General features: G+C 67.1%; 26 protein-coding genes. 11 read left to right on the forward strand and 15 right to left on the reverse strand.

The genetic code is table 11. From position 1 onward, the window contains the following. Positions 1-2: 2 nt before the first annotated feature. The 3 genes from IPU70_RS13355 to IPU70_RS13365 are packed head-to-tail and all read left to right on the forward strand — an operon-like array spanning position 3 to position 3,150. Positions 3-1,364: a dihydroorotase family protein gene (locus IPU70_RS13355; protein ID WP_207467903.1), complete on the forward strand. Its 1,362-nt coding sequence runs from the start codon at positions 3-5 to the stop codon at positions 1,362-1,364. Between the two features lie 33 nt (positions 1,365-1,397). After that, positions 1,398-2,126 carry an isochorismatase family protein gene (locus IPU70_RS13360; RefSeq protein WP_207467905.1) on the forward strand — a complete coding sequence of 243 codons (729 nt, stop codon included), beginning with the start codon at positions 1,398-1,400 and terminating at the stop codon, positions 2,124-2,126. A 22-nt stretch (positions 2,127-2,148) separates the two neighbouring features. Next, entirely contained in the window at positions 2,149-3,150 is a 1,002-nt protein-coding gene (locus IPU70_RS13365; RefSeq protein WP_207467907.1) for a GTP-binding protein, read from the forward strand. 35 nt (positions 3,151-3,185) lie between these two features. Here IPU70_RS13365 and IPU70_RS13370 read toward each other — a convergent pair whose 3' ends face one another. From IPU70_RS13370 to IPU70_RS13405, 8 genes are all read right to left on the reverse strand, one after another. Next, entirely contained in the window at positions 3,186-3,992 is an 807-nt protein-coding gene (locus IPU70_RS13370) for an N-acyl homoserine lactonase family protein (protein WP_207467909.1), read from the reverse strand. Next, positions 3,989-5,221 carry an alpha/beta fold hydrolase gene (locus tag IPU70_RS13375; protein WP_207467911.1) on the reverse strand — a complete coding sequence of 411 codons (1,233 nt, stop codon included), beginning with the start codon at positions 5,219-5,221 and terminating at the stop codon, positions 3,989-3,991. The genes IPU70_RS13370 and IPU70_RS13375 overlap by 4 nt, the downstream gene beginning before the upstream one ends. Further along, entirely contained in the window at positions 5,166-5,909 is a 744-nt protein-coding gene (locus IPU70_RS13380) for a GntR family transcriptional regulator (protein WP_013396596.1), read from the reverse strand. The genes IPU70_RS13375 and IPU70_RS13380 overlap by 56 nt, the downstream gene beginning before the upstream one ends. Before the next feature lie 117 nt (positions 5,910-6,026). Further along, positions 6,027-6,740 (reverse strand): ABC transporter ATP-binding protein, encoded by a 714-nt coding sequence (locus tag IPU70_RS13385; RefSeq protein WP_207467912.1) that lies wholly within the window; start codon positions 6,738-6,740, stop codon positions 6,027-6,029. Continuing rightward, on the reverse strand, positions 6,737-7,477 hold the full coding sequence (locus IPU70_RS13390; RefSeq protein ID WP_207467913.1) for an ABC transporter ATP-binding protein: 741 nt from the start codon (positions 7,475-7,477) through the stop codon (positions 6,737-6,739). The genes IPU70_RS13385 and IPU70_RS13390 overlap by 4 nt, the downstream gene beginning before the upstream one ends. Further along, positions 7,470-8,444, reverse strand: coding sequence for a branched-chain amino acid ABC transporter permease (locus IPU70_RS13395; protein WP_207467914.1), 975 nt, complete (start codon positions 8,442-8,444; stop codon positions 7,470-7,472). The genes IPU70_RS13390 and IPU70_RS13395 overlap by 8 nt, the downstream gene beginning before the upstream one ends. Further along, complete coding sequence (locus IPU70_RS13400; protein ID WP_042796183.1) at positions 8,444-9,304, reverse strand: branched-chain amino acid ABC transporter permease; 861 nt, start codon at positions 9,302-9,304, stop codon at positions 8,444-8,446. The genes IPU70_RS13395 and IPU70_RS13400 overlap by 1 nt, the downstream gene beginning before the upstream one ends. A 19-nt stretch (positions 9,305-9,323) precedes the next feature. Beyond that, complete coding sequence (locus IPU70_RS13405) at positions 9,324-10,541, reverse strand: ABC transporter substrate-binding protein (RefSeq protein ID WP_207467915.1); 1,218 nt, start codon at positions 10,539-10,541, stop codon at positions 9,324-9,326. Positions 10,542-10,749: 208 nt separating this feature from the next. On the opposite strand from IPU70_RS13405, the gene IPU70_RS13410 reads away from it, so the two are divergent. The 7 genes from IPU70_RS13410 (at position 10,750) to otnK (ending at position 16,885) form a co-directional block, all read left to right on the forward strand. Next, positions 10,750-11,163 (forward strand): carboxymuconolactone decarboxylase family protein, encoded by a 414-nt coding sequence (locus IPU70_RS13410; protein WP_207467916.1) that lies wholly within the window; start codon positions 10,750-10,752, stop codon positions 11,161-11,163. After that, positions 11,160-12,077, forward strand: a complete 918-nt coding sequence (locus IPU70_RS13415) for an NAD(P)-dependent oxidoreductase (RefSeq protein ID WP_207467917.1) — start codon at positions 11,160-11,162, stop codon at positions 12,075-12,077. The genes IPU70_RS13410 and IPU70_RS13415 overlap by 4 nt, the downstream gene beginning before the upstream one ends. A gap of 180 nt (positions 12,078-12,257) precedes the next feature. Beyond that, positions 12,258-12,896 (forward strand): aldolase, encoded by a 639-nt coding sequence (locus IPU70_RS13420; RefSeq protein WP_207467918.1) that lies wholly within the window; start codon positions 12,258-12,260, stop codon positions 12,894-12,896. 14 nt (positions 12,897-12,910) lie between these two features. Further along, positions 12,911-13,711 carry a 2-oxo-tetronate isomerase gene (gene otnI / locus IPU70_RS13425; protein ID WP_207467920.1) on the forward strand — a complete coding sequence of 267 codons (801 nt, stop codon included), beginning with the start codon at positions 12,911-12,913 and terminating at the stop codon, positions 13,709-13,711. After that, positions 13,708-14,682 carry a D-erythronate dehydrogenase gene (gene denD / locus IPU70_RS13430; protein ID WP_207467922.1) on the forward strand — a complete coding sequence of 325 codons (975 nt, stop codon included), beginning with the start codon at positions 13,708-13,710 and terminating at the stop codon, positions 14,680-14,682. Before otnI ends, denD begins: the two co-directional genes overlap by 4 nt. Positions 14,683-14,711: 29 nt before the next feature. Continuing rightward, a complete protein-coding gene (ltnD, locus tag IPU70_RS13435; protein WP_371818935.1) occupies positions 14,712-15,632 on the forward strand; it encodes an L-threonate dehydrogenase in 921 nt (306 codons plus the stop codon). Further along, a complete protein-coding gene (gene otnK / locus IPU70_RS13440) occupies positions 15,629-16,885 on the forward strand; it encodes a 3-oxo-tetronate kinase (RefSeq protein ID WP_207467924.1) in 1,257 nt (418 codons plus the stop codon). The genes ltnD and otnK overlap by 4 nt, the downstream gene beginning before the upstream one ends. A gap of 80 nt (positions 16,886-16,965) precedes the next feature. On the opposite strand, the gene IPU70_RS13445 is transcribed toward otnK, so the two are convergent. The 7 genes from IPU70_RS13445 to IPU70_RS13475 all read right to left on the reverse strand — a co-directional run bounded on the left by IPU70_RS13445 (position 16,966) and on the right by IPU70_RS13475 (position 24,190). Beyond that, a complete protein-coding gene (locus IPU70_RS13445) occupies positions 16,966-17,673 on the reverse strand; it encodes a FadR/GntR family transcriptional regulator (protein ID WP_207467925.1) in 708 nt (235 codons plus the stop codon). 84 nt (positions 17,674-17,757) lie between these two features. Then, positions 17,758-18,651 (reverse strand): LysR family transcriptional regulator, encoded by an 894-nt coding sequence (locus tag IPU70_RS13450; RefSeq protein ID WP_207467926.1) that lies wholly within the window; start codon positions 18,649-18,651, stop codon positions 17,758-17,760. Between the two features lie 60 nt (positions 18,652-18,711). Next, positions 18,712-19,662 (reverse strand): ABC transporter ATP-binding protein, encoded by a 951-nt coding sequence (locus tag IPU70_RS13455; RefSeq protein WP_207467927.1) that lies wholly within the window; start codon positions 19,660-19,662, stop codon positions 18,712-18,714. Beyond that, on the reverse strand, positions 19,652-20,677 hold the full coding sequence (locus tag IPU70_RS13460) for an ABC transporter ATP-binding protein (RefSeq protein WP_207467929.1): 1,026 nt from the start codon (positions 20,675-20,677) through the stop codon (positions 19,652-19,654). Before IPU70_RS13460 ends, IPU70_RS13455 begins: the two co-directional genes overlap by 11 nt. A gap of 4 nt (positions 20,678-20,681) precedes the next feature. Continuing rightward, positions 20,682-21,578 (reverse strand): nickel transporter permease, encoded by an 897-nt coding sequence (nikC, locus tag IPU70_RS13465; RefSeq protein ID WP_207467930.1) that lies wholly within the window; start codon positions 21,576-21,578, stop codon positions 20,682-20,684. 6 nt (positions 21,579-21,584) lie between these two features. Continuing rightward, the gene (locus tag IPU70_RS13470) at positions 21,585-22,595 is read right to left on the reverse strand and encodes an ABC transporter permease (RefSeq protein WP_207467931.1); all 1,011 of its coding nucleotides are present in this window, start codon (positions 22,593-22,595) and stop codon (positions 21,585-21,587) included. 14 nt (positions 22,596-22,609) lie between these two features. Then, the gene (locus tag IPU70_RS13475; protein WP_207467932.1) at positions 22,610-24,190 is read right to left on the reverse strand and encodes an ABC transporter substrate-binding protein; all 1,581 of its coding nucleotides are present in this window, start codon (positions 24,188-24,190) and stop codon (positions 22,610-22,612) included. A gap of 234 nt (positions 24,191-24,424) precedes the next feature. On the opposite strand from IPU70_RS13475, the gene IPU70_RS13480 reads away from it, so the two are divergent. After that, complete coding sequence (locus tag IPU70_RS13480) at positions 24,425-25,531, forward strand: DUF917 domain-containing protein (RefSeq protein ID WP_207467933.1); 1,107 nt, start codon at positions 24,425-24,427, stop codon at positions 25,529-25,531. Positions 25,532-25,541 lie beyond the last annotated feature (10 nt).

A 25,541-nucleotide genomic window follows, 5' to 3' on the forward strand; every position in this document is an offset into this window, starting at 1 on the left:
TCATGCTGGATCTGCTACTCACCAATGCAAGACTGTTTTTGCCGCAGCAGGGCTTGACCGAAGGCGTGCTTGGCGTCATCGATGGCCGCATCGCCATCATTGCCGAGCCGGGTACGCCGCTGGAAGCTCGCGAGACCATCGATTGCCAAGGGCTGTGGGTACTGCCGGGACTGATCGATCCGCACGTGCATTTCGGCTTTGGCTCGCCCGAGACCGACTTCGAAACCGAGTCGCGCTTCGCCGCGCTGGGCGGCACCACCAGTGTGTTGTCGTTTCATCGCTCGGCGGACATCCGTGAATCCTTTGACAAGGTGCGCGACCGCGCCCTGTCGCAAAGCTGCGTGGATTTCGGCTTCCATTTCGGCATCACCAGCAATCTGCATGTGGAGACGCTGGAGGAAATCTCGCGCCGCTTCAATGTGAATTCCTACAAGCTCTACATGATGTACAAGGGCGCGGCGGGCCTGTCCAAGGGCTTTACCGACATTGACGACGGCCTGCTGTATTCGGCGCTGCGCGCCACCGCCGCGATCCCCGGCGCGATCATGGGCGTGCACTGCGAAAACGTCGAAGTGATTCCGGTCCTGCGGGACCCGCTGCGCGCCGCCGGCCGCGACGACCTGAAGGCCTGGAACGAACAGAGCCCGGACTTCCTGGAAGCGGAAAACGTGCACCGCGTCTGCTACTTCGCGGCCAAGACCGGCGCCGCGGTCAACATCGTGCACCTGAGCAGCCGCGAAGCGCTGGACGAGGCGCGGCGCCACCGCCGCACGCCGGACGCGCCGCCCATCTACGTCGAGACCTGCCCGCACTACCTGTTCCTGAATGAAGAATCGCCTGCCGGGACCTATGCCAAGGTCAACCCGCCGGTGCGCGGCCAAAGCGATGTGGACGCCATGTGGGAAGGCGTGCTGGACGGTTCCGTCACCACCATCGGCACCGATCACGTGCCGCGCAAGCGCGCCACCAAGGACACGGACATCTGGGCCGCCAGCAACGGCTTCCCTGGCACCGGCCTGATGTTGCCGGTCCTGTTGCATGAGGGCTACCACCGCCGTGGCGTGCCGCTGGAAACCCTGATGAAGGTCTGCACGGAAAACTCCGCCCGCATTTATCGCATGCCCGGCAAGGGGAGCATCGAGATCGGCAAGGACGCCGACCTGGTGCTGGTGGACCCGGACCTGGAGCGCACCGTCGATCCCGCCACGCTCGAATCCAATTCCGACTACTCGCCCTACGAGGGCATGACCCTGAAGGGCTGGCCCGTGCGCACCCTGGTGCGCGGGCGCACCGTGGCGCTGGACGGCCGCATCACCGATGCCGCGCGCAGCAACCCGGGCGGCCGCTATCTCAAGCGTCTTTGAACTGAACCTACTCTCTTTCTGGCAGGCATTACCATGAGCGAAACCAAGCGAATCTGGGACGATTTTCTGACCGAGCGCGACAAGCAGGTACTGGCGCAAGCCGGCTACGGCAAACGCGGCGGCTTCGGCAAGCGTCCGGCCCTGTTCATCATCGACGTGCAGTACAACTTCTGCGGCGACACGCCCGAAGACATCCTGGAAGGCCTGAAGCAGTACCGCACCCACTGCGGCCGCGAAGCCTGGGACGCGGTCGCGCATATCGTGCCGCTGCTGGAATTGGCGCGCGACAAGAGCATTCCGGTCTTCTATACCGAAAGCGGCCGCCGCGCCGACTTGCTGGATAGCGGCGTGCAGGTGGGCAAGAACCATCGCGGCGGTGAAAAGACCGTGCTGGCCAATACCCACGCCACCCAGACCGTGGAGCCGCTGGCGCCGCGGCCGCAGGACATCCGCATCACCAAGCAGAAGCCGTCCTGCTTCTTCGGCACCATCTTCATGAGCCACCTGAACTTTCTCGACGTGGACACGCTGATCCTGGTGGGCTGCACCTCGTCGGGGTGCCTGCGCGCCACCACGGTGGACGCCTATTCGTACAACTTCAAGGTCATCATCCCCGAAGAGGCCGCGTTCGACCGCTTCCAGGCCAGCCATGCCATGAGCCTGTTCGACCTGAACTGCAAGTACGCCGACGTGATTCCGTCGCGCGAGGTGCAGGACTACCTGCGCAACCTGCCCGCGCCCGCCGGCGCGGACCAGGCCTGAAGCGCGGCAGGGAGCGCGCGCCATGGCCGTGACTGCCGCCGGACCGCTGCCGGTCTATTTGCTGACGGGCTTCCTGGGCAGCGGCAAGACCACGCTGCTGTCGCGCCTGGTGCGCAGCCCGCGTTTTGCCGACACGGCGGTGATCATCAACGAGTTCGGCGAGATCGGCCTGGACCATATGCTGGTGGGCCGCGCCGACGACAGCGACGTGGTGTTGCTGGATTCGGGCTGCCTGTGCTGCGCGGCCACCAGTTCGCTGCAGGACACGCTGGAGTCGCTCTATTACAGGCGCCAGCGCGGGGAGATTCCTGCTTTTACGCGGGTGGTGGTGGAAACGTCCGGGCTGGCGGATCCCTGCCCGGTCATCAACACGCTGGCGGCGGATCCGCTGATCGCCCGCCATTACCGTTTCGGCGGGGTGGTGGCGACGGCCGACGCGTTGCACGGCATGGTGACGCTGGACGCCTATCGCGAAGCCAGTACCCAGATCGCCATCGCCGACCGGATCGCGCTGACCAAGACCGATCTGGCCGATGAGACCGCCATCGAGGCGCTACGGTCTGCGTTGCGCGGCTATAACGCCAGCGCGCCCATCCGCGCGGTGTCGCCCGATACCGTGGACGAGGATGCGCCGGCACTGTTCGACGGGCTGCGCCCTGAGCATCTGGACGCAGCCGAGCTGACCGCCGCGGCGCCGCTCGCCGCAGGGCCGTTGGCGCATGTGCTGCGCTACGGCATCGTGTCCTACGCCTTCCCGCAGAGCCGGCCGGTAGGCTGGGAGGAATATGCGCGCTGGACCCGGCATATGCAGCGCCATATCGGCGACCGTCTGCTGCGTGCCAAGGGCTTGCTGCGCTGGACGGATGGCACCCTGCGCGCGGTGCACGGCGTGCGGCACGTGTTTGCAACGCCCGAGCCCGTCGCCCTGCCGGAAGGTGGGGTGCAGCCGGGCGCCATGGTCCTGATCGTGCAAGACCTGTCTGGCGAGGAAGTGGACGAGGCGATGCGGCCGCTGGATCTGTGAGTTTGCCCGGCGGCGGCGCCTGGAGCGACCGCGCATCAGGGATGCTTGCCGGCGCCACCCAGATGCAGCGCGACAACTTCGGTATCCATGCCAGCCAGGCCCGGATACCGCGTCCTGACCTGAGGATCGTGTCCCGGCACGATATGGTCCGGAGACTCAGCGAATTTAAGCAGGATCTCGTAGCCCGCCAGCATGTCGGCAACGTTGTCGACGATGGGAAACGGCGCGTCCCGCCCCATGTTGTCGTAGTAGTGGCTGGCGTCGGAGGCCAGCACCATCCAGCCGCGCGTCGTGTGCACGCGCACGGCCTGCAGCCCGCGCGTGTGGCCGCCGATGTGCAGCAGTTGCAGGCCTGGCGCGATCTCGTCGTGGCCGTGGTAGAACGCCACGCGCTTGTCGTACACGCCGCGCACTACGTCGATCACGTCTTCCACCGCATAGGCATGGCGCAGCATGTCGAAGCGCATATTGCAGCCGCAGGCGTAATGCAGCTCGCTTTCCTGGAGATGCAGGTGGGCTTGCGGCAGCTTGCGGATGTTGCCGGCATGGTCATAGTGCAGATGCGTGACGATGACGTCGCGGACGTCGGCGGGCGCGATGCCCAGCTGTTCCAGCGCGTCTATCGGGCAGCGCAGGAACTCGCGGCCCCGGGCCCGCGCGGCCTCTTCATTGAATCCCGTGTCGACGAGGTAGACGCGTGCGCCGTTACGGATGACCCAGACAAAATAGTCCATCGGCATCGGGCCGTCGTGGGGGTCCGGGGGCGTGATGAAGTTCTGGCTGCGCTTGCGCGCCACCGTGGCGTAGCGCAGGGCATAGACTTCGTAATTGGGCAGCGTCATGCGATGGCTCCGGTAGTGCGCAGGCGATCCAGCTCGGGCCGCAGATAGTCCAGCAGGCGTTGCGGGTTCTCGACCATGGGGAAATGTCCCAGTTCCGGCATGGCCTGAAAGCGCGCGCCGCGGATCAGGGCCGCTACCCGGCGGGAATCCTCGGGGCTGGCTGAATAGTCGTAGGCGCCCGTCAACAGCGATATGCCGAAGGCGTCGGCGTTCAGGCCGGCCAGGTGCGTCGCGGCGTCGAAGTCTTCGCTGTAGAACCAAAGATCGTTGGCGTAGACATTGAAGCCGCCCTGCGAGTAGATCCAGGCCGCATCGCGCCGGGCCTGCAAGGTGGCGGCCGGACCCATCAGGCCGCGCACGTAGGCGGGGTTGTGCGCGGCCTGGTTGACCTGGGGATGGCACAGCATCGGGGTGCGCCGGCCCGCGGCCTTGTAGGGCGCTTCCAGCGCGGCGACGCCGGCCACGTCGGCGGGGCTGCGCGCGGCGACCACCAGCGCCATCGCCGCGCCCATCGAGCAGCCCAGCAGCACGGCCGGCGCGCCCGCCAGCTGGCGGATCACCGCGAGGCAGATCTGTAGATAGGCGTCTCGGGACAGGCCCGCTTCGGTCCAGGCCTGGCCCGGCAAGGGCATGCTGCGGCCGTGTCCGGGCATGTCGAAGGCGATCATGCGCCATTGCCGGCGCAGCCCGGGGTCGGTCATCAGCGCATGGTATTGGCGGGAGTCCGCGCCCGCCGTGTGCAGCATCAGCAGTGGCGGTCCGGCGTCGAGTCCACTGGTTTCATAGTAGAGGGAGGTCCGGGCCGGGCCGATATCGAGGGTGGCGTAGGCGCCGGTAATCGGGCTGCGGTCCAGCAATTCGGGCGCGGCGGCGAGTTGGCCGCGCAGGATCTCGAACAGCCGTTCGAGCGGGTGCAACGCCTGGGCGACGGCCAGCGCATCGCCGGTGACGCGCAGGCCCTGTGCCTGGCGGCGGGCCGCGGTAAAGGAGTGGTAGCCCGGGGGCGGGGCGTCGCTGAGCAGCTTGTGCCAGGTTTCGGGCGGAGCGCTGACGACGATGCATTGCGAGGGGGCGGCGGGCTGGCCGGCCCAGGCCGCTATCTTTTCATCCGGTCCGGGGCCTGCTTGCAGCCAGATGGCGCAGGGCAGGCCGCGGGCGGCCAAGATGAATTCGCTATCCTGCTGCGCCAGGGCTGCCCCGGCCTTTAGTTTCTGGACGATCGCCTTCACTGTCGGATGTCTCCTGTTGCTGGCGCTTGAGCACTTCGAGCGCGGTGCGTTGCGCGTTCACGATATGGCTCTGCGCCGCGCTTTGCGCGCCTTGCGGGTCCCGAGCCTGGATGCGCTCGAAGATCAGATCGATTTCGGCCATGCTTTCCGGCAGGCGGTCAGCGCGCGCGAACGAGGTGGCGCGCAGCAGGTTGATGCGCGACAGCAGGCCCGGCAGCATGTCCTTGACCAGATCGTTGTCGCAGCCGCTCAGCAGCACGTCGTAGAAATCGCGCTTGGCCGCCAGCAGGGCCGACTTGTTGCTGCCCTTGGCCTGGCGGTGCAGGGCATCCACCGCCTTGCGCAGTCGTTCGACGTCGGGGTCGCTCGCCAGCCGCGCGAATTCATGCGCGGCATAGCCTTCCAGCAGGGCGCGCAGGGCGTAGAGGTCGCGGGCGGCCTTTTCGGTGATGCGCACGACGGTGGGGCCGCGATGCGGTTCGATGGAAATCAGGCGTTCGGCTTCGAGCGTGCGCAGCGCTTCGCGCAGGGTGCTGCGGCTGATACCGAGCTGATCGCACAATTCTTGTTCGCGCAGGCGTTCCCCGCCCTTGATCCGTCCGTCCATGATGGACGCGCGCAGGAATTCCTCCACGCGGGTGCGCAGGGTGCCGGGTTTCTCGAATACCGCGCCTGTCGGGCTGGCCATGGTTGTCTCTCGCTTATCCTGGCGGCAAGTCCGCGCGTCGGCGAGGGCTCATGGCCGCGCCGCGGCGAACCGCCGTGTCTACGTAAAGACGCAATATATCCCGTCGGCGGGCCATGGCTACAGTCCGAGGTAGGCCGCGCGCACGCGGCTGTCTTCCAGCAGTTCGCCGCTGGGACCGGACAGCACCAGGGAGCCCGACTGCAGCACGTAGGCGTACTCGGCCACCGACAGCGCCAGGCGCGTGTTCTGCTCCACCAGCAGAATGGTCAGGCCGCTGCGGTGGATGTCGACCATGGCCTGGTGCATTTCCTCGACGATCTTGGGCGCCAGGCCGTGGCTGGGCTCGTCCAGCAGCAACAGCCGGGGTTCCAGCATCAGCGCGCGGCCGAAGGCCACCATCTGCTGTTCGCCGCCGGAAAGCGTGCCGGCCTGCTGGCGGCGTCGTTCCCGCAGCCGTGGAAACAGGGTGTAGATCCTGTCGCAGCCGCGCCTGACTGCCGTCATGTCGCGGCGGCGGGTGTAGCCGCCCAGGTACAGGTTTTCTTCGACCGTCATTTCCGGAAAGACGTGACGGCCTTCCGGCACGTGGGCGATGCCCAGTTCGGGAATGCGGTGCGGCGCCAGGCGCAGGATTTCCTGTCCGTCGAACTTGACGCTGCCGCCGACCTTGTCCAGCAGGCCGGAGATGCAGCGCAGCAGCGTGCTCTTGCCGGCCGTGTTGGCCCCGACTACGGCGATGAAGCCGCCGGCGGGGACATCCAGCGTGATGTCGCGCAGCACCGGACTGCGGTCGTAGGCGGCGGTCAGCCCCTGGATCTGCAACAGGCTCATGCCGGGACCTCCACCTGTTCCAACGACTTGCCCAGGTAGACCTCGATCACAGTGGGATCGGCCGCGATCTGCGCCGGGCTGCCCTCGGCGATCTTCTGGCCGAACGACAGCACCAGGATCCGGTTGCACAAGCGCATGATGGCGCGCATATGGTGTTCCACCACGATGAAGGTGATGCCGGATTCGTCGCGCAGGGTGCGGATCAGGTCCAGCAGGGCGTCCATTTCGGATTCGTTCAGCGCCGCCATCACCTCGTCCAGCAGGAACACCTTGGGATCGGTGCACAGGGCGCGCGCCAGCTCCACCCGCGCCTGCTCGGGAAACGAAAGCTCGCCGGCGGGCTTGCGCGCGATGCCGGCCAAGTCGACGCGATCCAGGTTTTCCAACGCGAGCCGGCGGGCCCGGCCCACGTCATGTCGCAGCAGTCCGCCGACCAGCACGTTGTCCAGCACCGTCATTTCGGGGAACAGCGCCACGTTCTGGAAGGTCTTGGTCATGCCCAGCGCCGCGATCTGGTGGGGCCGCAGGCCGCTGATGTCGCGGCCTTCCAGCTCGATCCGGCCGCCGTTGCCGCGATACAGCCCGACGAGCAGGTTGAATAGGGTGGTCTTGCCGGCGCCGTTGGGGCCGATGAGGCCCAGGATGTCGCCGCGGGCCACGTTGAACGACACGTCGTCCACGGCTTTCAGGCCCCCGAAACGGCGCTGGATATGGGAGACCTTGAGGATGTCAGGCATGCTGGCCTCGCGTCAGGTTGCGCAGCCGGGTCCAAAGCGCCGACAGGCCGCGCGGCTCGATCAGGATGATGGCGATGAGGATCAGCCCGAAAGCCAGCTGCGACGCGCCCGCCGTGTGGCCCGACAGCCAATCGTTGAACACTTCTTCCAGCGGGATGATGACCAGCGCGCCGATCAGCGGACCGGCCACGGTGCCCACGCCGCCGATGATGCAGATCAGCGCGACACGCACCGAAATCCCGACCAGCGAGAAGACCGTGTCCGGGTCGAAGAAGTAGATGAACTGCGCATACAGCGTGCCGCAGGCGCCCATCAGCGCGGCGGAGATGACGGCCGCGAGGATGCGGGTCCTGGCGGTGTTCACGCCTATCACCTCGGCGGCCTGCGGATTGGCCTTGACCGCGCGCAAGCGGTAGCCCAGGCGTGAACGGCTGATCAGCGCGAACACGGTGGAGGTGATCACCGCGGCTCCCAGCATCAGGTAGTAGTACGGGATGCTGGACTTGAACTGCATCTGCGCCAGGCCTTCCGAGAATGGGATCGACACGCCCACCGGGCCTCCCGTCACGGAGGCCCAGGTGTTGGCGATGGCACGCAGCACTTCGCCAAAGGCCAGCGTGGCCAGCGCGAAGTAGTGCCCGCGCAGGCGCATGGTCGGCAGGCTGAGCAGCGCGCCCGCGGCCGCGGCGACCGCCATGGCGGCGACGATGCCCAGCCACGGCGAGATGCCGTAGCGCATCAGCAGCAAGGTCGAGGTGTAGGCGCCCAGTCCGAAGAAGGCCGCGTGTCCCAGCGAGATCTGGTTGGCCAGTCCGCCCACGATGTTCCAGGATTGGCCCATGGCGGCGAACAACAGCACCAGCGTCATGACGCGGATGCCGTAACCCTGGTCTTCCATCAGCCACGGCGCGATCAGGGCTGCCGCCAGCGGCAGCGCCCACAACAGGATTTGTCGGTTCTGAGCCATCAGCCCGCCCTTTTCAAAAGACCTTCCGGGCGCACGGCCAGCACCAGGATGAAGATGGCGAACAGCGCCAGGTTTTGCAGCTGCATCGGCAGCACCAGCGAAGACAGCGACTGGATCACGCCGACCGCCACGCCGCCCACCACCGCGCCTATCACGCTGCCCAGTCCGCCCAGCACCACCGCGGTGAACATCAGCACGCTGAACTGCGCGCCGACGGTGGTCGAGGCGGTCAGGTAGGGCAGGATGATGCCGCCGCCCAACGCCGTCATGCCCACGCCCAGCCCGAACGCCAACTGGTGCACGCGGTGCGTGGAAATGCCGGACAACCGGGCGGCCATGGGATCCTGGGCGGTGGCGCGCACCGCCATGCCCCACCAGGTTTTCTTCAGCACCCACCACAGGGCCAGGCCCGCCACCGATGCGACCGCGAAGGCCAGCAGGTAGGGCGCGCTGAGCAGGATGGGGCCTACGGCCAGCGCCGTCATCTGGTAGGGCGTCTGCACCGAGCGGAACTCGGAACCGAACAGGATCAGCGCCAGGTTCTCCATGACGATGAGCAGGCCCACCGTCAGGAAGATCTGCGCCACCGCCGGCGCCTTCAGCACCCGGTTGATCAGGTACTTCTGCGTCAGCACGCCCAGCACGAAGGCCACCGCGAATGACAGCAGCGACCCCAGCAAGGGATCCAGCCCGAGCAGCTTCCAGGCGAAGTACGCCACGAACATGCCCACCATCAGGAATTCCGCCTGGGCGAAGTTGACGATGGAGACCACTCCGAAGACGAGCGTGAGCCCGATGGAGATGACCGCGTAGACTCCGCCCAGCAGAATGCCGTCGACCAATGCCTGTAGGAATTGCATGACCGTTCTCCGCGCCGACTCAGGAGGCCGCGATGACGCGGCCTTTGGCCAGCTCCTGCGGCCAGACCGAGACCAGTTCGCCTTTCTGCCACTGGACCATGATGGGTTGCGCCATGGTGTTCAGGCCGCTGGCGTCGAAATGCACGCCGCCGCCCGACATTACGCCGGCCCAGCCCTGGTCGTACTTCTGCGCGCGCAGGGCCTGGGAGACCGCTTCCGGCTTGTCGGAAGCGGCGACTTCCAGCGCCTGGGCCAGCACGCCCGCGCACACGGCGTGCTCCAGCGCCTCATGCGGCATGAAGGTCCCGAAGCGCTTGCGGTAGCGTTCGGTGTATTCGGGCGCCTGGTCGTAGTTGGCCGGAGCTATCGACAGCACGGCCTCGGAATACTGGCCCAGGGCCTTGGCGAAGTCGGGAATGACATAGCCCGCCGCGCCGCCCACGATGGGCACGGTCAGGCGCTGCTGCCGCATCACGCGGATGATCAGCAGGCTGTCGTTCAGGTAGGAGATCGGGAAGACGATCTGGGCATCCGATCCCCGCAGCTTGCTGATCAGGGGCGTGACGTCGGTGATGCCCAGGGGGTAGGCCTCGTCCAGCACGATCTGCGTGCCCGCGGCCTTGGCGGCGTTGCGCACGCCGACCGCCTGCGAGGTGCCGTAGGCGGTGTCTTCGTAGAGCAGCGCGATCTTCTTGATGTCCGAGGCGCCCGCCACGACCGACGCCGCATAGTCGTACTGTGCGCGGCCCAGCACCGAACCCTTGGAGACCACCTGGAAGATGTGCTTGAAACCGCGTTCCGTGAGCACGTCGGAGAACGACATGGTGAGCAACGGGATGCCGCGGCGCTCGGTCACTTCCGATATGGCCAGCGTCAACGACGAGGCGTAGGCGCCGATGATTGCCACGCAGCGGTTCTGCGTGATCAGGCGTTGCGCCACCGTGGCAGCGGTGGTGGGTTGAGAGGTGGCGTCGGCGATGATCAGCTTGAGCCTGGCCCCACCCATGGCCTTGATGCCGCCGGCCGCGTTGATCTCGTCGGCGGCCAGTTCCAGCCCCTGCCGCGAGTTGATGCCGAATTGGGCGTTGGCGCCCGACAACGGCAGGATGACGCCGACGTTGATTTCCGACGGCGCGGCCAGCGCGCGGCCCGGCAAGCTGGCGGCCAGTGCGGCTGCGCCCAATCCAGCGACGAATTCCCTGCGCCCGCGGCGCATGGCCTGTTGGGGTTTTGTCATGTCTGTCTCCTGGCTTTTTTCGGGTGTGGCGCAAGGCTGCCGGCCCGGCGCTCTGCGGCACATTATTGTGCTCAAATTTTAAGCAGTCAAGAAGATTGTCTGACAATCTGACTATTGACGATTTCCGGAAAATTGACTAACAATCAGACAAAATGGATCGGGCGGCAGCTTGATCCGCAGCCCGTCACCCCATCACAAAGAGGAACTCATGGCAGACATCAAATCCGAAACCCAGGCGCTGTTCGACCAAGGCCTGAACCTGCGCCGCGAAGTGCTGGGCACCGAGTATGTGGACGGCTCCCTGGCCCGCGCCAACGACTTCATGATGGCCTTTCAGAACATCACCACCGAGTGGTGCTGGGGCTACACCTGGGGTCGCCCAGGGCTGGAAAAGAAGACCCGCAGCATGCTCAACCTGGCCATGCTGACGGCGCTGAACCGGCCGGCCGAGATCAAGCTGCACGTCAAGGGGGCGCTGAACAACGGCGTGACGGTCGAAGAGATCAAGGAAATCCTGTTGCAAGCCACGGTCTACTGCGGCATCCCCGCCGGCCTGGATGCATTCAAGGTCGCCAACCAGGTGCTGGAAGAAGAGGGCGCCTTCAAGGAGCCGCAGGCATGAGCGCGCAGCAGGAACGGGTGGGCCTGATCGGCATCGGCAGCATGGGTTGGCCGATGGCCGCCCGGCTGGCGCAGGCCGGCTTCGCCCTGACGGTGTTCGACGCCGTGCCGGGCCAGGCCGCGAGGTTCGCCCAGGAAGTGGGCGGCCAGGCCGCCGCCACCTGCGCCGAACTGGCGGCGCAGTCCGACATCATCTTCACCATGTTGCCCACCAGCGCGATCGTCGAGCAGGTACTGGGCGGCGAGCAGGGCGTGCTGGCGGGCTTGCGCCCGGGTGCTGTCGTCGTGGACATGAGTTCCGGCGTGCCGGCGCACACGCAGCGCCTGGCGCAGGCCGTGGCAGCCGCCGGCGGCGTCATGGTCGACGCGCCGGTCTCGGGTGGCGTGCAGCGTGCCGGCACGGGCGACCTGGCCATCATGTACGGCGGGCCCGCGGCGACGTTGGAGCGGGTGCGTCCGGCCCTGTCCAGCATGGGTACCTCGATCACGGCGGTGGGTGAGGTGGGCAGCGCCCACGCCATGAAGGCCTTGAACAATCTGGTGTCGGCCGGCGGCTTTCTGATCGGCGTCGAGGCCATGCTGATCGGCCAGCAGTTCGGCCTGGATCCGAATGTGATCGTGGATGTGCTCAATGCCTCCACCGGCATGAACAATTCGACCCAGAAGAAGTTCAAGCAATTCGTGCTGTCGCGCCAGTTCAATTCCGGTTTCGGCCTGGACCTGATGGTCAAGGACCTGGGGATTGCGATGGGCATTGCGACCGATACCGGCACGCCCACGCCGTTCGCCTCGCTCTGCCGCGAACTGTGGGCCTCGGCCGGCAAGACGCTGGGCAAGGGGCAGGACCACACCGCCGTGGCGCGCCTGTCCGAGCAACTGGCTGGCGTGGAGCTGGGCGCCAAGCCGAAAGACTGAGCGTGTTGCGGCCGGGCTGGCGTCCGGCCGCAGCGCTCTCTGCTCAGTATTTACCCTGGCACTGCTCTTTTCGATAAATTTGTATGATGACCATATGACTTCAATGGTTGAAGGAAAGCTCATCATGCTCGCAGCATTTCCCCTTTGCATGTTCGCCCGTGCCGCGACTGGCGGGCGTCCATGACCGAAGAATCCCGCATCCGCGAAGAGATCTGCACCGTCGGCGCCAGCCTCTACAACCGCGGCTACACCGTGGGCGCCGCGGGCAACATCAGCGCCCGCCTGGATGACGGTTGGCTGATCACGCCTACCGACGCCTGCCTGGGCCGGCTGGATCCCGCCGAGCTTTCCAAGGTGGATGCGGCGGGCAGGCACGTGTCGGGCAGCAAGCCGTCCAAGACGCTGGAGCTGCATCGCGGCATTTATCAGGCCAGCCCTGGCGCACGCGGCATCGTGCACACGCATTCCACGCATCTGGTGGCGTTGACGCTGGCGGGCGTATGGCGGCCGGATGAAGTGCTGCCCCCCATCACGCCTTATCAGGTCATGAAGGTCGGCAGAATTCCGCTGATTCCCTATCGCCGCCCGGGCGATCCGCAAGCCGCCGCCCAGGTCGCAGGCGTGGCCGGCCAGGTGCGCGGAGCGCTGTTCGAGCGCCTGGGGCCGGTGGTGTGGGAGCGCTCCGTGGCGCATGCCTCCTACGCGCTGGAAGAACTGGAAGAAACCGCCCGCCTGTGGCTGATGAGCGATCCCCGGCCCGAGCCGCTGGGCGCCGAGGCGCTCGACGAACTGCGGGCCGTGTTCGGCGCCCGCTACTGAACCAAGGAATCGCAATGCCGCGCCTGGCCGCCAATCTGAGCATGATGTACACCGAGCATCCCTTTCTGGACCGCTTTGCCGCGGCTGCGCGGGATGGGTTCATGGGGGTGGAGTTCCTGTTTCCCTACGAATTTGCCGCCGCCGAACTCAAGGCGCGGTTGCAGGCGCAGGGACTGACCCAGGCGCTGTTCAATGCGCCGCCGGGGGACTGGGCGGGGGGCGAGCGCGGCACGGCTTCGCTACCCGGCCGCGAAAGCGAGTTCCGGCGCGGGGTCGACCTGGCGCTGGAGTACGCCGTCGCGCTCGGCAACCGCAAGCTGCACGTCATGGCCGGGCTGATCCAGCCCGGGCAGGACCGCGCCGCGCATCGCGCGATCTATCTGGAAAACCTGGCGTGGGCTGCGCGCGCCGCCGCAACCGCCGGCGTCACCGTGCTGATAGAACCGATCAACCCGCGCGACATCCCGGGCTTCTTCCTCAACCGGCAGGACGAGGCGCAGGCCATCTGCGCCGAGGTCGGCGCGGAGAATCTGAAGGTGCAATTCGACATCTACCACTGCCAGATCGTGGAAGGCGATATTGCGGTCAAGCTCAAGCGCGACATGGCCGCCATCGGCCACATCCAGATCGCCGGCGTGCCCGACCGCCACGAGCCAGACCTGGGCGAGCTGAACTATCCCTATCTGTTCGAGCAGATCGACGCGCTGGGCTATGCGGGTTGGATCGGCTGCGAATACCGCCCGCGGGCCGGCACCTCCGCCGGGCTGGGCTGGGCCCGGCCCTACCTGACTCACACGGGACATACCGCGACATGAAGATACTCATCACCGGCGGCGCCGGATTCCTGGGGCAGCGCCTGGCCCGCACGCTGCTGGAGCGCGGCACGCTGGCATTGGCCGGCGGCAAGCCTGAAGCCATCACGCAGATCGATCTTCTGGATGTCGTGCAGGCTCCGGGTCCGGATGATCCGCGCATACGGACGCAGGTGGGCGATATCGCCGATCCGGTGGTGCTGCAACAGGCCATCGGCGCGGATACCCGTGCCATCTTCCATCTGGCGGCCATCGTCAGCGGCCAGGCCGAGGCGGATTTCGACCTGGGCATGCGCATCAACCTGGACGCGTCGCGGGCGCTGCTGGAGACCTGCCGCGCCCTGGGCCACCAGCCGCGGGTGATCTTCACCAGCTCGGTCGCGGTGTATGGCGGTGCGCTGCCCGACATCGTGCGGGACGATACCGCGCTCAATCCCCAATCGTGCTACGGTACGCAGAAAGCCATCGCCGAACTGCTGCTGGCGGACTACACGCGGCGCGGCTACGTGGACGGGCGCGTGCTGCGCCTGCCGACCATCAGCGTGCGTCCGGGCCGGCCCAATGCGGCGGCTTCATCGTTTGCCAGCGGCATCATCCGCGAACCGCTGAACGGCATGGCGGCGACCTGCCCGGTACGCGCCGACACGCGTTTGTGGCTGCTGTCGCCGCGCGGAGCGATCCAGGCGTTGATCGCCGGCTGCGAGCTGGCCGCCGCCGCGGTCGCGGACCGCGCGCCCATCAACCTGCCGGGCGTGTCGGTCACGGCGGCGGAGATGGTGCAGGCGCTGCGTGAAGTCGCCGGGGACGAGGTTGCCGACCGCGTCGGCTGGCAGCCGGACGAGCGCGTCGAACGTATCGTGGGCAGTTGGCCGGGCCGTTGGGACACGGCGCGGGCCGAGAGCCTGGGTCTGCGCGGCGACGCCGATTTCGCGGCCATCATCCGCGCCTATGTGGCCGACGACTTGCCGCGCTGAGTGCAGCCGGCATTCCATCCTTACGCAACATGGCGAACGACATGAGCAAACTCCAAGCAGCACCCCGGCGCGTCGGCGTCATCGGCCTGGGCGCCATGGGCGCGGGCATGGCGCAAAGCCTGCGCCGGGCCGGCCATGACGTGCATGTGTACGACATCCGACCCGAAGCCAGCGCGGCGTTCGCGGCGCAAGGCGGCGTGGCCTGCGCCACCCTGGCGGACCTGGCGGCCGCCTGCGACATCGTCGTCAGCGTGGTCGTCAACGCCCAGCAGACTGAAGCGGTGCTGTATGGCGAGGGCGCCCTCGCCGCCGCGCTGCGCCCGGGGACGGTGTTCGTGATGTGCTCCACCGTGGATCCCAATTGGTCCATCGCGCAGGAGGCGACGCTCGAAGCGCAGGGCATCCTGTACCTGGATGCGCCCATCTCCGGCGGCGCTGCGCGCGCGGCGTCGGGCGAGATGACCATGATGACCGCCGGCCGCGCGGCCGCCTATGAAGCCTGCGGCGCGGTGCTGGAGTCCATGGCCGGCAAGGTCTATCGCCTGGGCGACCGTGCCGGCGCGGGCAGCAAGGTCAAGATCATCAATCAGCTGCTGGCGGGCGTGCACATCGCCGCGGCGGCGGAAGCCATGGCGCTGGGCTTGCGCGAAGGGGTGGACGCTGACGCCCTGTATGACGTGATCACGCACAGCGCCGGCAACAGCTGGATGTTCGAGAACCGCATGGCCCACGTCCTGGCGGGCGACTACACGCCGCTGTCCGCCGTCGATATCTTCGTCAAGGACCTGGGCCTGGTGCTGGACACCGCCAGGAACACCCGCTTTCCCCTGCCGCTGGCGTCCACCGCGCACCAGATGTTCATGCAGGCATCCAGCGCCGGCCACGGCCGCGAGGACGACAGCGCGGTGATCAAGATATTCCCGGGAATATCCCTGCCGGAGGCGAAATGAGCATCAAGCTGGGCTGCATCGCCGACGACTTCACTGGCGCCACCGACCTGGCCAACAACCTGGTGCGGGCCGGCATGCGCACCGTGCAGACCATAGGCATACCGGGCGAACCCTTGCGCGGCGGCGCCGACGCCGCCGTGGTCGCGCTCAAGACCCGCACCTTGCAGGCGGCCGAGGCCGTGGCGCAGTCGCTGGCGGCGCTGGACTGGCTGCGGGCGCAGGGTGCGGAACAGATCTACTTCAAGTACTGCTCCACCTTCGACAGCACGCCCGCGGGCAATATCGGGCCGGTCACCGATGCGCTGATGGCGCGGCTGGGCACGGATTTCACCGTCGCCACGCCGGCCTTTCCGGACAACAAGCGCACGGTGTTCAAAGGCTATCTGTTCGCGGGCGACGTGCTGCTGAATGAATCCGGCATGCAGCACCATCCTCTGACGCCGATGACCGATCCGAACCTCGTGCGCGTCCTATCCGCGCAGACCTCGCGCCGCGTCGGGCTGATCGACTACAGCGTCGTGGCGCGCGGCAGCGAGAGCATCCGCGCCCGCATCCAGGCGTTGAAGGAGCAGGGCATGGAGATCGCCATCGTGGACGCCGTGTCCAATGAGGATCTGCTGGCGCTGGGGCCTGCGCTTGCTGGCATGCCGCTGGTGACGGCGGGCTCGGGCGTGGCGATCGGCCTGCCGGGCAACTGGGGGCTGACGGCTGCTTCCGCGCAGGCGCGACAGCCGCGCGCGCCGGGTTTGCAGGCGGTGGTGGCGGGCAGCTGCTCGGCGGCTACCAACGCGCAGGTGGCGGCGTTCATCGAAAACGGCCGGCCGGCCTTGGCACTGGATCCGCTGCGGCTGGCGGCGGGCGAGGACGTCGTGGGCGAAGCGCTGGCCTGGGCCGACGCGCGCCTGGCGCACGGCCCCGTGCTGATCTATTCCACGGCGCAGCCCGAGCAGGTGCGGCAGGCGCAGGGCGCGTTGGGCGCCGCGCGCGCGGGCGCCATGATCGAGGATGCCATTGCGCGCATCGCGGTCGGGCTGGTCGAACGCGGCGTGCGCCAGTTGATCGTGGCGGGCGGAGAAACCTCGGGGGCGGTGGTGCAGGCGCTGGGGCTGGAACAGATCGCCATCGGCGAGCAGATCGATCCCGGCGTGCCTTGGTGTGCCGGCCACGCGCCCGCGGCGCAAGGGGAGATCAGCATCGCGCTGAAGTCGGGCAACTTCGGTACGCGGGACTTCTTCGTCAAGGCGTTCGGCTAGGCTGCCGTCGCAGCCTCTGCCTGTGCGCTTCGGCCCCGGTCGGCAATGCGCGGCGCTATTGCCGCGCAGGATCTGCGAGGTCAGCGGTGCGCCTGGCTCAGCCGTTTGGCGGCATTCAGCATGTGGATGCGCGCGGCCTCGCGCGCCCCGTCCACGTCCTTGTTGCGTATGGCCTCGACGATGGCGGCATGTTCCTGCAGCACGGCGCGCATCAGGCTGGCGTGGCGGGCCTCGTTGGCGCGTGTGACGCGCGTGGCGGCTTCCAGGAACTGGCTGACGAAGGCCAGGGTGGTCAGGAAATAGGGGTTGCCGGTGGCGCGGGCGATGCTGCGATGGAAGGCGACGTCTTCCTGCACCCCGTCGCCACCGTTTGCCACCGCCTGCGAAATGGCGGCCAGGGCGGCATCGATCTCGGCCATGTCCTGCTTCTTGCGCATTGCCGCGGCTTGCGCGGCGATCTCGGTTTCCAGCGCGCGGCGCAGGTCCACGATATGCAGCACCGCGTCCAGCGAGGAAAGATCGGCCGCGTCGATGCGCAGGGCGCGGTTGCCGGCATGGCCGGTGACATACACGCCGCTGCCTTGCCGCGCCTCCACGATGCCATCCTGCCGCAGGCGTGACACCGCTTCGCGGATGACCGTGCGGCTGACACCGAATTGTTCGGCCAGGGCGCTTTCGGTGGGCAGTTTTTCGCCGGGCGGCACGCGGCCCGCGTCGATCTCGGCGAGCAGGCGTTTGGCGACCGTGTCGGTCAGCGTGGGAGGGGGCGGGAGCCGGGGAAATGCCATCGCCGTATGATACTGCGCCGTCCTCGCCGCGCGGGCCTGGCGGCGCGTTCTTTCGTCGTCCGGACGCATGCGCCGGATAGCGTCTCAGGCGCCGCCGCCGTGCGCGTCCAGGTACTGCAGGAAACTCTGGTCCGCGGGACTCAAGGCGCCCTGCTCGTGGCGCACCAGATAGACGGGCAGGATCACTGGTGCGAGCGGAAGTTCGGCCAGGCTGATGTCCTGTGCCGCCTGGCGGCGCGGCAGTGCGCCGATGCCGGCGCCGGCGCGCACCAGGGCCGCCAGCGCTTCGCAGTCTGGCGTTTCGGCGACGGTGGGCCCTTCCAGGCCGGCGCGGATGCGATGCATGGATAGCGCGGCCAGGGGCGAACCGGCCTGCTCGCCTTCGTAGCCGAGCACCGGCGCGGCGCGCGGGTCGTCGGTGGACGCGGGGGCGCGGACGTAGTGGCCCATTTCCTGGTCGAACAGCTTGCGTTGCACCAGCACGGGACGAGCGTCGTGCGCGGACACCACCCCCAGGGCGGCATTCTTCTGGGCCAGCTGGCTGAGGATGTCATCGCAGGTGCCGCGCCTGAAGCGGAATCGCACCAGCGGATAGTCCTGCCGGTAGGCGGCGATCAGGCCGGGCAGTTCCGGCCAGTGGATGTGGCCGCTGAGGTGCAATGTGACGATGCCCTGGACCTCGGCGTGGGCCGCGTCCAGCGCGTTCGGGAGGGCGGTCACAATGCCGTAGATGTCGGCGCAATGGCGGTAGAGCACTTCACCGGCGGGAGTGGGTTGGAACGCGGCGGCGCCGCCGCGTTCGATCAGGCGCCGCTCCAGCCGTTCTTCGAGGCGCCGCAGCGCCGCGCTGACCGAGGGCTGCGTCACCGACAGGCGGTGGGCGGCCAGCGTGATGCTGCGCTCCTGCACGATCACCATGAAGGTGCGCAGCAGGTTCCAGTCGAGCTGGTTGGCGAACTTGTCGAAGAGAGCGGTCATGCCGGGCGACTCATATCAGCTGCATTTTTACCATCTTGCGCGTTGCCTCGCCGCCCGCCGTCACGCCGGGGCATAGAGGTGGCAGCGCACCTCGTGCGCGGGGCCGGTGGTGTACAGGCCGGGCTGCGCGGCGTCGCAAAGGCCGGCGATCGCCTTGCCGCAGCGCGAAGCGAAGGAGCAGCCGCGCGGCAGGTCGATGGGCGAGGGAATATCGCCTTGCAGCGTGATGCGGCGCGCGGGCTGGCGGCCTTCCGGCACGGGGATGGCATCGATCAGCGCCTCGGCGTAGGGGTGGCGCGGCTGGACGAAGACGTCTTCGGTAGGCCCTTGTTCGACGATGCGCCCCAGGTACATGACCGCCACTCGCGGACAAAGCGCACGGATCACGGCCAGGTTGTGCGAGATGAACAGGTAGGACAGGTTGAAGCGCGTTTGCAGTTCCTTCAGGAACGACAGGATCTGCGCCTGTACCGAAACGTCCAGCGCCGAGGTGGGCTCATCCAGCACCAGCAGCCTGGGCTTGAGCGCGATGGCGCGGGCGATGCAGACGCGCTGCTTCTGGCCGCCCGAAAGCTCGTGCGGATAGCGGCTGAGAAACTGGGCAGGCAGGCCGACCATCTCCATCAGTTCGGCGGCCTGCGCCCGTAGGCGGGCGCCGCGCAGGTCCGTATGCAGGATCAATGGTTCCGATACGCTGCGCAGGATGGTCATGCGCGGGTTCAGCGCGGAATGCGGATCCTGGAAGATGAACTGCACCGAACGCCGCAAGGCGCGCAGGTCGCGCGGACTGAGCCGGGTGACGTCGCGGCCATCGAAGTGGACGCTGCCGCGCGACGGATCCAGGGCGCGCGCGCACAGGCGACCCAGGGTGGACTTGCCGCAGCCGGATTCACCCACCAGGCCGAGCGCCTGGCCGGGCTCGATCGCCAGGTCCACATCGCTGACCGCGTGCAGGACGCGGCCGTCGTTCAGGCGGAAATCACGGGAAACGGAGCGCAGTTCAAGCAGCATGGGTGGCAGTGCCGTAGGCGTGGTCTTGCGCCAGCAGGATACAGGCGGCGGTGTGGCGGGGAGCGAGCGTCAGGGTGGGCGGCCGTTGTTGCGCGCAAGCGGGCACGGCTTGCGCGCAACGCGCCTGGTAGCGGCAGCCCGTCGGTGGATGCAGCAGATTGGGCACCGTGCCGGGTATGCCCGCCAGCGCCTGGGCCGGCTTGCGCGGGTGCGGCACCGAGGCCAGCAGGCCGCGCGTGTAGGGATGGCGCGGGTTGTCGAACAGGTCTTCGACCGGCGCGGTCTCGACCACGGTACCCGCATACATGACGGCCACGCGGTCGCACACCCGCGAGATCACGCCCAGGTCGTGCGAGATCAGCAGGATGGCCAGGCCCAGGTCGCGCCGCAGTTCGTCCAGCAGGTCCAGGATCTGCGCCTGGATGGTGACGTCCAGCGCGGTCGTCGGCTCGTCGGCGATCAGCAGCGATGGCGAGCCGGACAGAGCCATGGCGATCAGCACGCGCTGGCGTTGCCCGCCCGACAACTGATGCGGATAGCGCTCCAACTGCGTATCCGGGTTGGGCAGGTGCACGCGCGCCAGCATCTCGGCGGCTAGGCGCCGTCGCTGGTTGCCGGAGCGGCGCTGGCCGCGGGGCTTGCCGGCGTCGTGCGCCGCGATCACCGCGGACATCTGGTCGCCGATGGTGAACAGCGGATTCAGATAGGTCATCGGATCCTGGAAGATCATGGCGATCTCCACGCCGCGGATCCGGCGCATGGCGGCCTCGCCTATGCCCAACAGGCTGCGGCCGCGGTAGCGCAGGTCGCCGCTGACGACGCGGGCGGGCGGACTAGGCACCAGGCCCAGCACGCTTTTCGCGGTGACCGACTTGCCGCAGCCGGTCTCGCCGACGATGCCCAGGCTTTCTCCGGGGGCGATGCTGAGCGTGACGCCGTCCAGCGCCTGGTAGCTGCCGTCGAAGGTATCGAAATGCAGGCGGAAATCGTCGAATTCCAACAGGGGAGCGTCCATCCCATCAGCTCCTTTGCTTCGGGTCGAGCACATCGCGCAGCCCGTCGCCTATCAGGTTGAAGCCTAGCACCGTGAGGTAGATGGCCAGTCCGGGGAAAGCCGAGTACCACCACCATTGCGGCAGATAGTTGCGGCCCACCGAGATCATGGCGCCCCATTCGGGCGAGGGCGGCTGCGCGCCCAGGCCCAGGAAGCCCAGGCTGGCCGCGCTGAGAATGGCCATGCCCATGTCCATGGATGCCTTGATGACGATGGGCGACACGCAGTTGGGCAGGATGTGGACGAACACGATGCGCAGGGGGCCGGCGCCCATCATGCGGGCCGCGTCGATATAGACCTCGCCCTTCAGCGAGAGGGTCTTGGCCTGCACCAGCCGCACATAGCCCGGCCACCACACCAGCGACAGCGCGATCATGGCGTTCAGGATGCCGGGCCCGAGCGCGCCCACGATGGCGATGGCCAGCACCAGGCCGGGGACCGACAGGAAGATGTCGGTGACGCGCATGATCAGTTCCTGCACACGGCCGCCGAAGTAGCCGGCGATGACGCCCAGCGGCACGCCGATGAGCGCGGCGATGCAGGTGATGGTGAGTCCGATCTGCAGCGAGGTGCGGGCGCCGAGGATGACGCGCGACAGCACGTCGTTGCCCATTTCGTCGGTGCCGAACCAGTGGGCCGGGCTTGGAGGCAGCAGCTTCTGCGCCAGCTTGACGGAACCGGCGGCGTCCTCGGGATAGGGCGCGAGCCAGGGTGCGAACAGCGCCACCAGCAGGAACGCGATCACGATGACCAGGCCCAGCATGGCGGACTTGTTACGCGCGAAGGTGGCTGCGTACAGGCGCAACTGCCGGGAAAGGCCGTGTTGCGTGCGCGGCGGCGGGGAGATGGCCGTGGTGGACATGGTGCGCTAGCCTTGATGGCGGACCCGCGGGTCCAGCATGCCGTAGATGATGTCGATGGCGAAGTTGATCAGCATGAAGCTTGCGCCCAGCACCAACGTGACGCCCATGATGGGCTGGAAATCGGAGTTCATGGTGGCTTGCACGGCATACAGACCGATGCCGGGCCAATCGAACACCGACTCGATCAGCACGGTTCCACCCAGCATCCAACCGAAGCGCAGGCCTATCATGGCCAGCGTGGGCAGCATGGCGTTGCGCAGGGCGTACTTGGCGATCACGCGCCATGGCGCCACGCCGTGCGCGCGCGCCGCCACGATGTAGTCCTGCCGCAGGACTTCCAGCATTTCCGCGCGGTTCACGCGGATGATGGAGGCCAGCGCGGGAAACGCCAACGCCAGTGCTGGCAGGATCATGTAGCTGAGCGCGGAAACAAAGGTTTCGAAATCGCCGCGCAGCAGGCTGTCGATGGTGTAGAAGCCGGTGATGGGATCGGGCGGAATGGCCAGCATGTCCAGCCGGCCCCCTAGCGGCAGCCACTCCATGTGCTGCGCAAACACATACTTCAGCAGCAGGCCCAGGGAAAACATCGGAAAGGCCACGCCCGAGGTCGACAGCAGCCGGATCAGGTGGTCCGGCCAGCGGTTCTGCGTCGCCGCGGCGACGGTGCCCAGCGTCACGCCGCCGACGATGGACAGCAGAATCGCAAAGCTCACCAGTTCCAGCGTGGCCGGAAAATAGCGCAGCAGGTCCTGGAACACCGGCCGCGTGGTGGTGATGGAGCGCCCCAGGTCTCCGTGCAGCACGCCTCCGAGGTAGTTTCCGAATTGCCTCAGCACAGACTGGTCCATGCCGTACTCGGCGCGGATGGTCTGCACCATCGCCTCGGTGGCATTGGGGCCGGCCGCCAGGCGCGCGGGATCTCCCGGCGCCACGTGCGAGATCGTGAAGGTGATGGCCAGCAGCCCGGCCAGCATCAACAGCATGAAGGCGGAGCGTTTGAGTATGAAGCGCAGCATGACGCCGGTATTTCCTAGCGGCCGATGTACAGCGGATACAGATCGAATTCGCTGGCCATGCGGATCGGCGAATCCAACAGGCCCTGCACGTAGTCGCGCGAGGCCGTGGTGCGGTCGCGGATCATGCCGAAGATCTCGGGCTGGTCGGCGACGATGCGGCGCTGGATCTCTTCATACAGCGGCTGGCGCTGCGGCCAGGCCGACAGGGTGCGGGCGCGGTCGATCAGCGCGAACAGCTCGGGGTCGTCCAGGAAGTGCGTGCCGTAGTACTGGCCCCAGGAACCCTTGTGATACATGTAGGCCACGGATTCGGGGTCGATCGACATCACCGACGTGAACGACGCGAAGATGTCCGGCGAGGTCTCCACCTTGGAGCCGCGCGCCACCATGTTCGGCCAGGTCAGCGGCACCATGCGGATCGTGATGCCCAATGGCTTGAGATTGTCGATAAGCAGCAGGCCCATCTGGCGTTCTTCTTCCAGGCCCTGCACGTACACGTATTCGAGTTCGATGCCGCCTTGCGGCCATTTCGACTTGGCCAGGTAGGCGCGCGCGCGGTCCATGTCGCGGCGCGGCATGTCCGGCACCGCGATGTGGCCTTGCACCGACGGCGGGAACGGGCTGTCCATCAAGCGCGCCTTGCCGTTGTAGATCTTCAGCAGCGAGTCGTAGTCGAAAGCGTAGGCGAGCGCGCGCCGCAGGTTCAGGTCGGAGGTGTACTTGCCTTGTGTGTTGAACTTGAGGCCGAAGCCGCCCATGCCGGGCTTGCGGCCGATCTTGACGCCCTTGACCGTGGCGAGCTGGTCGATGTCTTCGGGTGACAGGCTGCCCGCGATGTCGATCTCGCCGCGCGCCAGCGCCGCGCGGCGGCTGGAGTTCTCGGTGATGACGCGGTAGATGATGCCGCCCAGGCGCGCCTTTTCAGGTTGGGGCCAGCCCTTCCAGTACTCGTTCCAGGTTTCCAGCTCGTAGAGCGAGTTCGGCTCCACGCGCTTGACGCGGAACGGGCCGGAACCGGCCGTGTGCTCGGTCAGCCATTGCTGGCCGTAGTCGCCGTTCTGCTCGTGCGCCATCGCTTCCTTCACGTTGACCACGTACCACCAGGGGACCAGGCCCAGGAAGGCGGCGTAGGGCCGGGTCAGCTTGAAGCGGATGGTCTGGGGATCGTCGACCATGATGTTCTCGGCCTTGAGAAAGTCCGAGAACATCCAGGCGGGGCCCTTGTTCAGTTTCAGCGTGCGCTCGAACGAGGCCTTCACCGCGGCCGCGTCCACCGGGTCGCCGTTCTGGAACTTGGCGCGCGGATCGAGCTTGAAGGTCCATTCGGTGGCGTCTTCATTCGCCGACCAGGACGTGGCCAGCCAGGGCTTGAGTTCGGGCGGGTCGCCTTCGTACTTCAGCAAGGCGTCATACGTGGCCTGCTGGATGGTACGGATGGACAAGTCGTACTTCTGGGCCGGGTCCATCACGGACACGGCCTGCTGTCCGCCGATGACCAGGATGCGCTTGCCATTCGATGTCTCGAACGCATGCGAGGCAGCCGGCGCGCAGGCGATGGCCGCTGCCAGCAGGAAGTTGCTCAGGCGTTGCCGCATTGGTATTTCCCCTTGTATATCGCTCGCCGGTTGGTGCCGGAAACCGTGGGCTGATATTTGCAGATGCACCACCCGACGGCAAATAAATACGAAGAATGCGGCACATAGGTTCAACACATGGAGGGCGCATGATTTGGGTCTATGCGCATCATGCGCATATTCAATTTGCCCGGCCTCTTCGGCGCGAAGTAAGGTTTGCTTCCCATCCCGGTTCCCTTCAGAACACATCGAACCATGCTATCTGTAGCCGCAAGCACAACTACCGGAACGCGCGTCGTATCCGCCGAAGAGATGGAAGCCCTGGCCGTGGGCGCCTGGATTCTGGGCACTGGCGGCGGCGGCGATCCCTACCAGAAACTGCTGAACATGCGACAGCTCTACAAAAAGGGCTATCGCGCCTCGCTGCTGGATCCCATGTACCTGAACGACGACGACCGCGTGGCCGTGGTGTCGGGCATGGGCGCGCCGTTGGTCGGGCAGGAACGCCTGGCCGATCCGCATTTCGCGGTCAAGCCGGTGCGCATGATGGAGGAATACTGCGGTGCGCGATTCCGCGCCATCATGGCGCTGGAAATCGGCGGCGGCAACGGCCTGCAGCCTTTCATGGTGGCGGCGCTGATGGGCTTGCCAGTGGTGGATGCGGACAGCATGGGCCGCGCCTATCCCGAAGCGCAGATGACCAGCTTCGCCGCCAACGGCCTGCCCATGTATCCGCTGGCCGTAGCCGACATCCGCGACAACGAGGTGATCGTCACGCGCGCGGCGTCGGCGACGTGGGTGGAGCGCCTGAGCCGCAAGGTGGTGGTGGAAATGGGGTCCACCGCCGCCACCTGCAAGACGCCGCGCAGCGGCAGCGAAGTAAAGGACCACGGCATTCTCTATACCGTCAGCAAGGCGATCCGCCTGGGCGAGGTGGTGCTGCGCGCGCGCCGCCAACATGACGACGTGATTGGCGCCGTGCTGCAGGAAACCGCCGGCAAGCGTATGTTCACCGGCAAGGTGGTGGACGTGGAACGCCGCACCACGGCGGGCTTTCTGCGCGGCCGCGCCATCCTGGAAGGCCTCGGCGACGACCGGGGTTCGCGTTACGCGCTGCACTTCCAGAACGAATTCTCGGTGGGTGAGCGCGATGGCGTACCCGAGGTGATGACGCCCGACCTGATCTGCGTGCTGGATTCGGTCAGCGGCGACGGCATCGGCACCGACGTGCTGCGTTTCGGCCAGCGCGTCAGCGTGCTGGCCTTGCCCGCGCCGTCCGTGTTCACCACGCCGCGCGGCCTGGAATTGGTGGGGCCGCGGGCTTTCGGCTTCGACTTCGACTATCGCTCGGTCTTCGCATAGAACCATAGAC

Origin of the sequence: Achromobacter sp. SD115 (genome assembly GCF_017355315.1) — a bacterium.
GTDB classification, from domain to species: Bacteria; Pseudomonadota; Gammaproteobacteria; order Burkholderiales; family Burkholderiaceae_B; genus Achromobacter; species Achromobacter xylosoxidans_B.